The organism is Pseudomonas sp. PB103 (genome assembly GCF_009764635.1).
In the GTDB taxonomy this organism is placed as follows: Bacteria; Pseudomonadota; Gammaproteobacteria; order Pseudomonadales; family Pseudomonadaceae; genus Aquipseudomonas.
Genome location: NZ_RWIL01000078.1, coordinates 19,050 through 31,745, shown reverse-complemented (window position 1 = coordinate 31,745; position 12,696 = coordinate 19,050). Strand labels below are relative to the sequence as shown.

At 60.5% G+C, this 12,696-nt stretch carries 9 protein-coding genes; 5 read left to right on the top strand and 4 right to left on the bottom strand.

Annotated elements, in window-relative coordinates:
- Positions 1 to 100 precede the first annotated feature (100 nt).
- Entirely contained in the window at positions 101 to 1,291 is a 1,191-nt protein-coding gene (locus EJA70_RS14765) for a benzoate/H(+) symporter BenE family transporter (protein WP_008082304.1), read from the top strand.
- A gap of 130 nt (positions 1,292 to 1,421) precedes the next feature.
- Here EJA70_RS14765 and EJA70_RS14760 read toward each other — a convergent pair whose 3' ends face one another.
- Positions 1,422 to 1,766, bottom strand: coding sequence for a YggL family protein (locus EJA70_RS14760; protein ID WP_007916365.1), 345 nt, complete (start codon positions 1,764 to 1,766; stop codon positions 1,422 to 1,424).
- Between the two features lie 234 nt (positions 1,767 to 2,000).
- Between EJA70_RS14760 and dacB the strand changes: the two genes are divergently transcribed.
- On the top strand, positions 2,001 to 3,461 hold the full coding sequence (gene dacB, locus EJA70_RS14755) for a D-alanyl-D-alanine carboxypeptidase/D-alanyl-D-alanine-endopeptidase (RefSeq protein WP_008076853.1): 1,461 nt from the start codon (positions 2,001 to 2,003) through the stop codon (positions 3,459 to 3,461).
- Positions 3,462 to 3,598: 137 nt separating this feature from the next.
- On the opposite strand, the gene EJA70_RS14750 is transcribed toward dacB, so the two are convergent.
- Both EJA70_RS14750 and rlmKL read right to left on the bottom strand, forming a co-directional pair.
- Entirely contained in the window at positions 3,599 to 5,980 is a 2,382-nt protein-coding gene (locus tag EJA70_RS14750; protein WP_158831667.1) for a GGDEF domain-containing protein, read from the bottom strand.
- 144 nt (positions 5,981 to 6,124) lie between these two features.
- On the bottom strand, positions 6,125 to 8,395 hold the full coding sequence (rlmKL, locus tag EJA70_RS14745; RefSeq protein ID WP_158831665.1) for a bifunctional 23S rRNA (guanine(2069)-N(7))-methyltransferase RlmK/23S rRNA (guanine(2445)-N(2))-methyltransferase RlmL: 2,271 nt from the start codon (positions 8,393 to 8,395) through the stop codon (positions 6,125 to 6,127).
- A gap of 531 nt (positions 8,396 to 8,926) precedes the next feature.
- On the opposite strand from rlmKL, the gene rmf reads away from it, so the two are divergent.
- A complete protein-coding gene (gene rmf, locus EJA70_RS14740; protein ID WP_003223300.1) occupies positions 8,927 to 9,142 on the top strand; it encodes a ribosome modulation factor in 216 nt (71 codons plus the stop codon).
- 291 nt (positions 9,143 to 9,433) lie between these two features.
- Here rmf and EJA70_RS14735 read toward each other — a convergent pair whose 3' ends face one another.
- Entirely contained in the window at positions 9,434 to 10,456 is a 1,023-nt protein-coding gene (locus EJA70_RS14735) for a quinone-dependent dihydroorotate dehydrogenase (protein WP_008076847.1), read from the bottom strand.
- Positions 10,457 to 10,680: 224 nt separating this feature from the next.
- On the opposite strand from EJA70_RS14735, the gene EJA70_RS14730 reads away from it, so the two are divergent.
- The gene (locus tag EJA70_RS14730; RefSeq protein ID WP_158831663.1) at positions 10,681 to 11,892 is read left to right on the top strand and encodes a CmpA/NrtA family ABC transporter substrate-binding protein; all 1,212 of its coding nucleotides are present in this window, start codon (positions 10,681 to 10,683) and stop codon (positions 11,890 to 11,892) included.
- Between the two features lie 15 nt (positions 11,893 to 11,907).
- Positions 11,908 to 12,483, top strand: a complete 576-nt coding sequence (locus EJA70_RS14725; protein WP_007916390.1) for an ANTAR domain-containing response regulator — start codon at positions 11,908 to 11,910, stop codon at positions 12,481 to 12,483.
- Positions 12,484 to 12,696: the final 213 nt, after the last annotated feature.

The following is a 12,696-nucleotide window of genomic DNA, read 5'->3' as shown; positions in this document are numbered from 1 at the left end:
GAAGGCTGCGATCTTTTGATTTTTAGAAGCAAGATCAAAAGATCGCAGCCTTCGGCAGCTCCTACAGGGGAATATCATCTGTAGAAGGAACACCGTTGTCATGAACGACGCCACGCACACTCAACTGCGCCCGCTGGCCGACACGTCGCCGTCGGCGATCGTCGCCGGATTCATCGCAATGATGACCGGCTACACCAGCTCGCTGGTGCTGATGTTCCAGGCCGGGCAAGCGGCGGGCCTGACCAGCGGGCAGATATCTTCGTGGATCTGGGCGATTTCGATCGGCATGGCGGTGTGTTCGATCGGCCTGTCGCTGCGCTATCGCACGCCAATCACCATCGCCTGGTCGACGCCCGGCGCGGCTTTGCTGATCACCAGTCTGGGCGGTGTCAGTTATGGCGAGGCCATCGGCGCCTACATCACTTGCGCCGTGCTGGTGACGATTTGCGGCCTGACCGGCAGCTTCGAACGGCTGGTGAAAAAGATCCCGGCGTCACTGGCGGCGGCATTGCTGGCGGGGATTCTGTTCAAGATCGGCAGCGAAATCTTCGTCGCCGCGCAGCACCGTACCGGGCTGGTGCTGGGGATGTTCTTCACTTATTTAGTGGTCAAGCGCCTGTCGCCCCGCTACGCGGTGCTGGCCGCGCTGCTGATCGGCACCGCGCTGTCGGGCTTTATGGGGTTGCTGGATTTCAGCGGTTTTCATCTGGAAGTGGCGACACCCGTTTGGACAACACCGCACTTCTCGCTGGCGGCGACCATCAGCATCGGCATCCCGCTGTTTGTCGTGGCGATGACCTCGCAGAACATGCCCGGCATTGCCGTGCTGCGCGCCGATGGCTACACCGTGCCGGCCTCGCCGCTGATCACCACCACCGGCATCGCCTCGCTGTTGCTGGCGCCGTTCGGCTCGCACGGTATCAACCTCGCCGCCATCAGCGCGGCGATCTGCACCGGGCCGCACGCCCATGAAGATCGCAACAAGCGCTACACGGCGGCAGTCTGGTGCGGGATTTTCTACGGGATTGCCGGGGTGTTCGGCGCGACGTTGGCGGCATTGTTTGCGGCGTTGCCGAAGGAGTTGGTGCTGTCGATCGCGGCATTGGCGCTGTTCGGTTCGATCATCAATGGCTTGAGCATTGCCATGACCGAGGTGAAGGAACGTGAGGCGGCGCTGATTACCTTTATGGTCACGGCGTCGGGGTTGACGCTGTTTTCCATTGGGTCGGCGTTTTGGGGGATTGTTGCGGGGGTTTTGACGTTGGTGATCCTGAACTGGCGTAAAGCCTGAAAAGATCGCAGCCTTCGGCAGCTCCTACAGAAGATCGCGCTCCCCTTTAGGAGCTGTCGAGTGAAACGAGGCTGCGATCTTTTGATCGACGAAAAAAAACGGCGACCCTCAGGTCGCCGTTTTTTCAGTATCACTTAGCCGCGTTGATCGGCTTTTCCGGATACCAAACGTCCAGCAACGGGCTGACTTCATACTTGGTCAGCTCGGAGCGGGTTTTCAGCCAGGCTTCAACGGCAGCACGCTGCTCTTCGTTGACCGAGCCACGCTTCTGCAGGCAAACCAGACCGAAGTCGTCGCCGCCAACATAACCCAGACCGTTGGCTTCCATGGCTTCTTTGATGAATGCTTCGAGGAAAGCGTCAATGGCTTCTTCGGACAAATCTTCTTTGAAGTCCAGGTTCAGTTCGAAACCCAGCTCTTGAAATTCATCAACGCACAGTTTTTTGCGCAGACGCTGGGAACGGTTAGTCGCCATTGGAACAATCCTCTTAAGTAAATACGGCGGGCACTTTACCAGTTTAAGCAATCGATTGCCCGCCTCTCTGGACACAGAGGCCGACCGCCTGTAAAAAAATCAACGAATCGCCACCTCGAGGAAGCCACAATCGGTTACACCTTGGGGCATAATGCCGACACTTTCGTGACCACTGAGGACCTTTTCATCCATGTCCTCGTCTTTTTCCCCCTCGGCTGTAGGGTTTTATTTCATATGATCAAATCGTTGCGTCCACTGTTTCTCGCCGGCCTTCTTCTGCCTCTGGCCCTGCCTGTTTCTGCCGCCACCATCAATACTTCCCTCACCCCGAACGTCGAAAAAGCCCTCAAGGCGAGCAAATTGCAGCCTAGCGCCCTGTCGCTGGTGATGGTGCCGCTGGACGGCCCGGGGACGCCGACCGTGTTCAACGCCGACGTGTCGGTCAACCCGGCCTCGACCATGAAACTGGTGACCACCTACGCGGCGCTGGAAATGCTCGGCCCCAACCATCAGTGGAAGACCGAGTTCTACACCGATGGCGACCTGAACGGCGGCATCCTCAACGGTAACCTCTACCTCAAGGGTGGCGGCGATCCGAAGCTGAACATGGAAAAACTCTGGCTGCTGATGCGCGACCTGCGCGCCAACGGCGTGACTCAGATCACTGGCGACCTGATCCTCGACCGCAACTTCTTCGTGCAGCCGGTGCTGCCGGAATTCAACGATGACGGCAACGACGAGAACAAGCCGTTCCTGGTCAAACCCGACTCGCTGCTGGTCAACCTCAAGGCCCTGCGCTTTGTCGCCCGTAACGATAACGGCCGGGTGCTGATCTCGGTTGAGCCGCCGATCGCCAGCGTGCGCATCGAAAATACCGTCAAAGCCCTGCCGTCCAAGCAATGCACCGGCGGCGTGCGCTACAACCCGGTGCCAGAGGCTGATGGCAGCGTGACCGTGACCGTGGCCGGCCAGTTGGGCGAAGGTTGCAGTTCGCAGACCTACCTGTCGCTGCTCGACCACGCGACCTACACCGCCGGCGCCGTGCGGGCGATCTGGAAAGAACTGGGTGGCAGCATCCAGGGCAAGGACCGTCTGGCCTCGACCCCGAGCAACGCCAAACTGCTCGCACGGGCCTACTCGCCGGATCTGGCGGAAATCATCCGCGACATCAACAAATACAGTAACAACACCATGGCCCAGCAGTTGTTCCTCAGCCTTGGCCAGCGCTTCCGCAACGACGCCGATGGTGATGATGCCAAAGCTGCGCAGCGCGTCGTGCGTCAGTGGCTGGCGAAGAAAGGCATCACTGCGCCGCACCTGGTGATGGAAAACGGCTCCGGCCTGTCCCGCGCCGAACGCGTCAGCGCCCGGGAAATGGCTGGCATGCTGCAAGCGGCGTGGCACAGCCCGTATGCCGCTGAATACATCAGCTCGCTGCCAATCGCCGGCACCGACGGCACCATGCGCAAGCGCCTGAAGACCACAGCAATGCGCGGTGAGGCGCACGTCAAGACCGGCACCCTGAACACTGTGCGGGCGATTGCCGGCTTCAGCCGTGATGTGAATGGCAACACCTGGGCGGTGGTGGCGATCCTCAACGACAAGGCACCATTTGGCGCATCGTCGGTGCTGGACCAAGTGCTGCTGGACCTCTACAAGCAGCCGAGATTGCCGCAGACTGCTTCGGTGCTGTAACGCAAGCCAAGCAACATCACCAAACCCTGTGGGAGCTGGCTTGCCAGCGATAGCGGTGTGTCAGTCAACGAATAGGCTGACTGGAATGCCCCTATCGCTGGCAAGCCAGCTCCCACAGGTTTGTGGTGTATCGAGGATCAGCTCATCTGTTCTACGCGATCGCGGCCGCCCTGCTTCGCCGCGTAGACGCCCGAGTCCGCGCGCAACAACAGCGCATCCGCGCCTTCCCCCGGTCGCCAGCTGGCGATACCGAAACTCGCCGTGACCACCCCGACCACATCTACCGGTGAACTGCGCAAACCCTGCCAGAGTTCGACCGCGAGCATGTATGCGTGCTCGCCATCGATGTCCGGGCACAACACCATGAATTCCTCGCCGCCCAAGCGGCAGAACACATCGGTGCGGCGCAGACGATGGCCGATGCGCTCGCACACCGCTTGCAGTACCCGGTCGCCGACGGCATGGCCGTATTGGTCGTTGATGCGTTTGAAGTGATCGATGTCGAGCATGATCACCGACAACTCGCCACCGCCGCGCTCGACCCGGGCCATTTCCGTGGTCAGGCGCTCCTGGAAATAGCGGCGGTTATGAATGCCCGTCAGCGAGTCGGTCACCGACAGCGCACGCAACTCTTCCTCGACGCGTTTAAGGTCGGAAATGTCCGAGATGTAGCCGTGCCACAGCACCCCGCCGCCCGGCAGCTCTTCAGGCGTTGCCTCGCCACGCACCCAGCGCAGGCCGCGCTCGGGCAGTTGCACTCGGTATTCCTCGCGCCACGGGCTGAGGTTGTCCGCCGACTCACGGACCGAGGAGCGCACGCGGATGACGTCCTGCGGATGAATGCGCGTGAAGATCGCCTCGGCGTTGAGCAGCAACACGTCCGGTTCCAGTTCGTAGATCTCACGGATGCCGTCACTGGCGTAGATCACACTGAAGCGCCCATCGAACTCCATTTTGAATTGATAGATACCGCCGGGCACATGGGCGCTGAGCTTCTTCAGCAAGACGTCGCGCGCGGCCAGCACTTCGTGCACACGCTTGCGCTCGGTGATATCGATGCAGATCGCCAGATGCCCGACCCACAAGCCCTGCTCATCGAGCACCGGGGTGGCCAGCATGTTCACCGGAATATGGCTGCCATCGCTGCGCACCAGCGTCCATTCCCGCGCCTCGTGACCACCCACTTCACCGCCCTCGACCAGCATCGCGTGGCACGTCGGGATGCTTTTGCCGTAACGCGCACTCAGTTCGGCAGCGCGTGCGCTCAGCTCGCGGGGCAGATGGAGGTTTTCCAGAGTCATGTGCCCGACCACATCGGCACTGCTATAACCGAGCATCTGTTCGGCGCCGGGATTGAACGTGTTGATCACCCCGCGTAAATCAGTGGCGATGATTGCCACTTGAGTCGCCGCGTTCAACACGCCGCGCAATTGACCGTGGGTGCCGCGCAGTTCCTGTTCGCGCTCATGCAATTCCTGCGTGCGCTGCTCGACCAGGCGCAGCGCGCGCTGGCGCTGGCTGACCAGCACGTACAGCAACGCGCTGAGCAGCAGGCTGAGCAAGCCGCCGAGAATCACCACGCTGCCGATCGACGAATGGTTGGCCTGAATAAACGCCTCACTCGGCAGGATATCGACCTGATAATCGTGATCGGCCATGCGCAGCAAGCGGGTAGCCGCCAGCTCACTGGCGGCGGGCTCATTGGTCGACTCGAACAACACCTCGTGCTGATCATTGGTCGACATATCGAGAATGCGCACCGACAGATAATCGTGGAACGCGTCCGGCAAACCATCAGCGAGCAACTGGCGCATGCTGATTACCGCCATCACATAGCCGAACGGTTGTGGCTGCGCGTCGCGATTGACCGGCGCGACCAGCAGCACACCGCGCGCATAGGATGGCTCAATGCTGACCAGGTGCATCGGTTGCGACACCGCCAGGCTGCGGAGCTTGTCGGCGCGTTGCAGGGTGTCGCGGCGCAACGGTTGCGCCAGCAAATCATAACCCAGCGGCGAACCGAGACGGCTCTGAGTCTGGCTGTACAACACCGGCACATATTCGTCGCGGGTCGCAGCCAACTGCAGTTCGCCCTGTGCATTGAGCTCGCGAATGGTGAAGGTGCTCAGGCCCTCATCCCGCACACGCTGCTCAAACGCCGCGCGTTCGGCAGCACTGACCCGCAAGGCAAACGAATAAGCCTGGGTACGCAGCAATAAGGGATGGGTGTAACCGTCGAATTCGGCGCGGGACACCGATTCGGAGTTGGCGAAGAAGCGGCGCAGGCCGTCGAGGCGTTGCTCCTGATCCTGAAAACGTTCTTCGATGCGGCTGTAACGTTCGTTGGCCAGCAGTTGAAAGCGCTGACGCAATTGTTGCTGATACTGACTGAGCGCACCCCAGGCGAGCAGCCCCGTGAGAATCCCGCCGGCGAGCAATACCAGCAGCGCGACCAGCCAGGCCGAGACGTCTTCGCTGATAAAACCCAGGATCTTTGGGCGCACGGGGTGCAACGACATAAGGACAACTCACTACGCCAGTGTTCCGGGGAAGTCCCATTGGCCATGAGTGAGTTATAGCTATTAGCCATTAATTTGGCTAGCACTGAACGGATCCAAGAGCCGTTAAAAATCAAGGCTCTGTGGATCCAGTGCAGCAGAGTGTCAACGAGCCGTGATTTTCCAGGCGCGGTGGATCTTGGTATTGCGGGCAAAATCCGGATCAATGGTCTGCGCGCTGATTTCCTCGACCGCGTAACGCTCGGCGAGGTTGTCCTCCAACTGGAACTTGCGGAAGTTGTTGGAGAAGTACAGCACGCCGCCCGGTGCCAGACGGGCCATGGCCAGGTCGATCAACTGCACCTGGTCACGTTGCACGTCGAAAATGCCTTCCATGCGCTTGGAGTTGGAGAAGGTCGGCGGATCGATGAAGATCAGGTCGTACTCTTCACGGCAGCTTTCCAGCCACACCATCACGTCGCCCTGCTCCAGACGGTTCTTGTCCGAAAAGCCATTCAGCGACAAGTTGCGGCGCGCCCAGTCGAGGTAGGTTTTCGACAAATCGACGCTGGTGGTGCTGCGCGCGCCGCCCTTGGCCGCGTGCACGCTGGCGGTCGCGGTGTAGCAATACAGATTGAGGAAACGCTTGCCCTCGGCCTCTTTCTGAATGCGCATGCGCATCGGCCGGTGATCGAGGAACAGGCCGGTGTCGAGGTAGTCGGTGAGGTTGACCAGCAACTTCACGCCGCCCTCGCTGACTTCGTTGAACTTGCCCTGCGCGCTCTGACGTTCGTACTGCTTGGTACCGCTCTGGCGCTCGCGGCGTTTGACCACCACGCGGCTCTTGTCGACATTCAGTGCCTGCGGAATGGCTGCCAGCGCATCGAACATGCGTGCCGAGGCTTTTTCCGGGTCGATCGACTTCGGCGCGGCGTATTCCTGCACGTGCACCCAATCGTGGTACAGATCGATGGCCATCGCGTACTCAGGCATGTCGGCATCGTAGACGCGGTAGCAATCGATGCCTTCGCGCTTGACCCACTTGCCCATCGCCTTGAGGTTCTTTTGCAGACGGTTGGCAAACATCTGCCCGCCTTCGCTCAAGCGCGGCTGCTCGATCACCGGCGCCGGGGCTGGCGTCGGCTTGATCGGGTTGCCGTTCTTGTTGAACTTGCGCTCTTGCGGCTCGTCCGGGGTCTGGTCGTAAGCCGCTTGCTCGCGCTCGGCCTGACGCTGTTCCGGGGTACGGCGCTCGCCGGTGACGAACTGATCCGGCAGCACTTTGATCAACAGCAGCTTGCACGGCAACGCGCCGTTCCAGAACGAATACTGTTTGTGGCTACGGATGCCCATGCGCTTGCCCAGGTCTGGCGCGCCGGTGAACACCGCCGCTTCCCAGTTCAGGCAGGCCTGACGCAGACGCTCGCCGAGGTTCTGGTAGAGATACAACAGGCTGGCTTCGTCACCGAGACGCTCGCCATACGGTGGGTTGCAGATCACCAGGCCTTTCTGGTTCTGGTCCGGACGCGGCTCGAAGGTCGCGACTTCGCCCTGGTAGATCTTGATCCACTCGCTCAGGCCGGCGCGCTCAACGTTGTTGCGGCCCGGTTGAATCAGCCGTGGATCAGCTTCGTAACCGCGAATCCACAGCGGTGGCTTGGCCAGACCGGCAGCGGCACGTTCAACGGCTTCTTCGTGGAGTTTTTTCCACAGCGCCGGCACGTGACCCAGCCACGCGGTGAAGCCCCACTGCTCACGACGCAGGTTCGGCGCCATATCGGCGGCGATCATGGCTGCTTCGACGAGGAACGTACCGACACCGCACATCGGGTCAGCCAGCGCGCCGCCTTCGGCAGCAATGCGCGGCCAGCCGGAACGGATCAGGATAGCGGCCGCGAGGTTTTCCTTCAGCGGCGCAGCGCCCTGCTGCAAGCGATAACCACGCTGGTGCAGGCTGTGGCCGGAAAGATCAAGGGAGAGAATCGCTTCGCCGCGATCCAGGCGCAGGTGAATGCGCAGATCCGGGTTGAGCTTGTCGATCGACGGACGGTCGCCCTGCGGGGTGCGCAGTTTGTCGACGATGGCGTCTTTGACTTTCAAGGCGCCGAAGTGGGTGTTATCGATGCCCGAGCCATGGCCGCTGAATTCAACGGCGAGCGTGCCGTCGTTGAGCATGTGATCCTGCCATTCGATGTCGAGGACACCGTGGTAGAGGTCTTCAGCGTCTTTCATCGGGAAACGCTTGAGCACCAGCAGCACCCGGTTGGCCAGACGCGACCAGAGGCACAGGCGATAAGCGGTTTCCATGGTCGCCATGCCACGCACGGCGGAAGTGTGCTCGCGCGCTTCTTCAAGGCCAAGCCCGACGGCTTCCTCGATGAGCAGGCCTTCAAGGCCTTTAGGGCAAGTGAGGAAGAGTTCGAAACGGTCGGACATGGTATTTCCAGAGCCTTTGGCTAGTGAATCGGCAACGCATTGCCGATCCGGTTTTCAATCAGGCGCTTTTCTAAAAGAACGCCCGCGTGGCACGAAGGTGTGCCGTTCCATCCCCGCTGCTCGGGTTAAAAGAGCTTAGATGCAAGGACAGATAAAAAAGTTGGAGTAACAAAAAGTCTTAAAGCGACCCTTCGTCGAATAGTACCCCAGCGCAAACGTGGGTCATTCTCACTAAAGAATTAAGCCCATCATCCAGCGCGGGGCCGATCATACCGGGGTTTGGCTAATAAACATTGAATAAATACGCGGTTACTTATCGCTATAGCACCCTTTTTGTTACGTGCTTATGACAAAACGGTCATTCCATCGCTGTGACTCATTGGTTAGAACTGACCACAGGTTGACGTCGCAACGGCGTCAACACCTTGGCTCGCCACGCCGGCAGCGAGCCGCACCACGGCAGGTTTTTTCTGCCAGACCTCGATTGAGGTCAACGCGACACAAACAGTCAACAAGTGAGGGAAACACCCTATGAGAAGACTTAAGCGTGATCCGTTGGAAAGAGCATTTTTGCGCGGATATCAATATGGCGTTGGTGGCAAATCCCGTGAGCTTTGCCCATTTACTCTACCGTCGGTACGTCAAGCCTGGATTAACGGCTGGCGAGAAGGACGCGGCGACAACTGGGACGGTATGACCGGCACTGCGGGAATCCACAGACTCAACGAACTTCACGCCGTCGGCTGACACAGGGCATTAATTCCGACACGACAATCTGAATTTGTAACGACTTACCATGCACGTCCTTCCCGGACGGCGGGCTACGGCCCAGGGGCTCCTTCGAGGAGCCCTTTTTTATGCCCGCCACAGAATGCCGATTACACAGGTCACTGTGGCGAGGGGATTTATCCCCGATCGGCTGCGCAGCAGTCGCAAATATTGAGATCCCGATTTACCTGACACTGCGAGGTGAATGGTTTTGGGGCCGCTTCGCGGCCCATCGGGGATAAATCCCCTCACCACAAAAGCACATCACAGTTATTTGCGCAGGGCGGCGATGGCGTCTACCGATTCGCGGATCAGCGCCGGGCCTTTGTAGATGAAGCCGGAGTAAATCTGCACCAGGCTCGCACCAGCGAGAATCTTCTCGGCCGCATGCTTGCCTTCGGTAATGCCACCCGCAGCAATGATTGGCAAACGCCCGGCCAGTTCACCCGCCAGCACCTTCACGGTATTCGTGCTCTTCTCACGCACCGGCGCGCCGGACAAGCCGCCCGCCTCGTCGCCATGCTCCATGCCTTCAACGCCGACACGGCTGAGGGTGGTGTTGGTCGCGATCACCGCGTCCATGCCGGTTTCGATCAGCGCCTGAGCGACCTGCGCGGTTTCTTCATCGGTCATGTCCGGGGCGATCTTGATCGCCAACGGCACATGCTTGCCATGACGCAACGCCAGTTCGGCGCGGCGCGTGGCCAGATCGGCCAACAATTGCTTGAGCGAATCACCGAACTGCAGGCTGCGCAGGCCCGGGGTGTTCGGCGAGCTGACGTTGACCGTCACGTAGCTGGCGTGGGCATACACCTTGTCCAGGCAGATCAGGTAGTCGTCGACCGCACGCTCGACCGGCGTGTCGAAGTTCTTGCCGATGTTGATGCCCAGCACGCCTGTGTATTTCGCCGCAGCGACCCGCGCCAGCAGGTTATCGACACCGAGGTTGTTGAAACCCATGCGGTTGATGATCGCCTCGGCTGCCGGCAAGCGGAAAATCCGCGGTTTCGGGTTGCCCGGTTGCGGACGCGGGGTCACGGTGCCGATTTCGACAAAACCGAAACCCAACTGCGCGAAGCCGTCGATGGCCGCGCCATTCTTGTCCAGACCCGCCGCCAGACCCACCGGGTTCGGAAACTCGAGGCCCATGACCGTCACCGGCACGTTCGCCGGCGCCTTGCACAGCAAGCCGTTGAGGCCCAAACGCCCACCCGCGCCGATCAGATCCAGCGACAGATCGTGGGAGGTTTCCGGGGAAAGTTTGAACAACAGCTGACGGGCCAGGGTGTACATGGGCGGCGATGACTCGGGCGGCGAAAAGAGGCGGCGATTATAGCCGGGCATCGGCCTGCGGCGCGAGGCGCACGCGCAAATCGCTGTCACTGGCATATGCCTTGCACCCTTCCCTGCTATCAGCTCGCAAACCAATGGCGGCAAGTGGGCAAGGACAATGGCGTCGTCCGCGGTTTTTGCCTTTGCGAAGACCGCGACGGCGTTTTTTTTCGAGGTGGCTTTATATGAACGAACCTTCGGCAGGGCCGCTGGCCTGGGTCAATGGCAGCGATGCTCCGGAAAAAAGCGCAATCAACCTCGGTTTCATGGCCCTGAGTGATTGCGCCTCGGTGGTGGTGGCTGCCACGCAAGGCTTCGCCCAACCTTACGGACTGACGCTGAACCTCAAACGTCAGACTTCCTGGGCCAATCTGCGCGACAAACTGGTCAGCGGCGAACTCGACGCCGCCCACAGCCTTTACGGGCTGATTTACGCGGTGCACTTGGGCATCGGCGGCGTCGCCCCGACCGACATGGCAGTGCTCATGGGCCTGAACCAGAACGGGCAAAGCCTCAACCTGTCACACGGCCTGCAACGTCTGGGCGTGAGCAGTCCTGAAGCGCTGGATCGCCACGTGCACCAAAGCCGCGCAAAACTCACCTTCGCCCAGACGTTTCCCACCGGCACCCATGCGATGTGGCTGTATTACTGGCTGGCGAGTCAGGGCATTCATCCATTGCAGGATGTCGACAGCGTGGTCGTGCCGCCGCCGCAGATGGTCGCGCACCTGCAAGCCGGGCGCATTGACGGCTTTTGTGTCGGCGAGCCGTGGGCAGCCAGCGCCGTGCAACAGGATCTGGGTTTCACCCTCGCCACCAGCCAGACCATCTGGCCCGATCACCCGGAAAAAGTCCTCGGCTGTACCCGCGAATTTGTCGAGCAGTACCCCAACACCGCACGGGCACTGGTGATGGCGATCCTTGAAGCCAGCCGCTTCATCGAGGAAAGTCCGGAGAACCGTCGCAGCACCGCGCAATTGCTCAGTGCGCCGGAATATCTCGACGCGCCGCTGTCGTGCATCGAGCCGCGCTTTCTCGGCGACTATGCCGATGGCCTCGGCAATCGCTGGCAAGACCCGCACGCCCTGCGCTTTCACGGCAAAGGTGAAGTCAATTTGCCGTACTTGTCCGATGGCATGTGGTTCATGACCCAGTTCCGTCGCTGGGGTTTGCTGCGCGAAGACCCGGATTACCTCGCCGTCGCCCGCCAGGTTCAGCAACTCGAGCTCTATCGCGAAGCGGCCACTGCCGTCGGCGTAGCGGCGTGGGGCACGGACATGCGCAGCAGCCAGTTGCTCGACGGCAAGATCTGGGACGGCAACGACCCGGCCGCTTATGCGCGCAGTTTCAAGCTGCACGCGATGAGCGACGACGTCGCCCTTCTCGCCCGCCGCTGACAGGAGATCGCGAACATGTTGCGCATTCTGCTGATCAACGACACGGCAAAAAAAGTCGGACGCCTGAAAGCGGCCCTCACCGAAGCCGGTTTTGAGGTGATAGACGAATCCGGCCTGACCATCGACCTGCCCGCGCGCGTCGAAACGGTGCGCCCGGACGTCATCCTGATCGATACCGAGTCACCGAGTCGCGATGTCATGGAGCAAGTGGTGCTGGTCAGCCGCGACCAGCCCCGGCCGATCGTGATGTTTACCGACGAACATGATCCGGGGGTGATGCGTCAGGCGATCAAGTCCGGGGTCAGTGCCTACATTGTCGAGGGCATTCACGCCCAGCGTCTGCAGCCGATTCTGGATGTGGCGATGGCGCGCTTCGAGAGTGATCAGGCGCTGCGTGCGCAGTTGCAGGCACGGGATCAGCAACTGGCTGAGCGCAAGCGCATCGAGCTGGCCAAGGGCTTGTTGATGAAGATGAAGGACTGCAATGAGGAAGAGGCGTACACGCTGATGCGGCGCCAGGCGATGAGCCGGCAGCAGAAGCTGATACAAGTGGCGGAGCAGATTATTGCGATGAGTGAGTTGCTCGGCTGAGGTTTTGCTGGGCCTGCACGGGCCTCATCGCTGGCAAGCCAGCTCCCACAGGATTTGTGAACACCACAGAACCTGTGGGAGCTGGCTTGCCAGCGATTGGCCGCACCTCGGTCTCAACCTGTTGGCACAAATCTCGCTATGTAAAACCCACAGGTAACCAACGGCGGTTGCCCCACCCACGACAAAGACGTCGCTCACCCGTTCGCCCAACCG

What these genes read in the sequence shown, in the direction of transcription:
- rmf (WP_003223300.1), top strand. Translation starts at nt 8,927, where the DNA reads ATGAGAAGACTTAAGCGTGATCCGTTGGAAAGAGCATTTTTGCGCGGA.
- EJA70_RS14765 (WP_008082304.1), top strand. Translation starts at nt 101, where the DNA reads ATGAACGACGCCACGCACACTCAACTGCGCCCGCTGGCCGACACGTCG.
- EJA70_RS14725 (WP_007916390.1), top strand. Translation starts at nt 11,908, where the DNA reads ATGTTGCGCATTCTGCTGATCAACGACACGGCAAAAAAAGTCGGACGC.
- rlmKL (WP_158831665.1), bottom strand. Translation starts at nt 8,395, where the DNA reads ATGTCCGACCGTTTCGAACTCTTCCTCACTTGCCCTAAAGGCCTTGAA.
- EJA70_RS14735 (WP_008076847.1), bottom strand. Translation starts at nt 10,456, where the DNA reads ATGTACACCCTGGCCCGTCAGCTGTTGTTCAAACTTTCCCCGGAAACC.
- EJA70_RS14760 (WP_007916365.1), bottom strand. Translation starts at nt 1,766, where the DNA reads ATGGCGACTAACCGTTCCCAGCGTCTGCGCAAAAAACTGTGCGTTGAT.
- dacB (WP_008076853.1), top strand. Translation starts at nt 2,001, where the DNA reads ATGATCAAATCGTTGCGTCCACTGTTTCTCGCCGGCCTTCTTCTGCCT.
- EJA70_RS14750 (WP_158831667.1), bottom strand. Translation starts at nt 5,980, where the DNA reads ATGTCGTTGCACCCCGTGCGCCCAAAGATCCTGGGTTTTATCAGCGAA.
- EJA70_RS14730 (WP_158831663.1), top strand. Translation starts at nt 10,681, where the DNA reads ATGAACGAACCTTCGGCAGGGCCGCTGGCCTGGGTCAATGGCAGCGAT.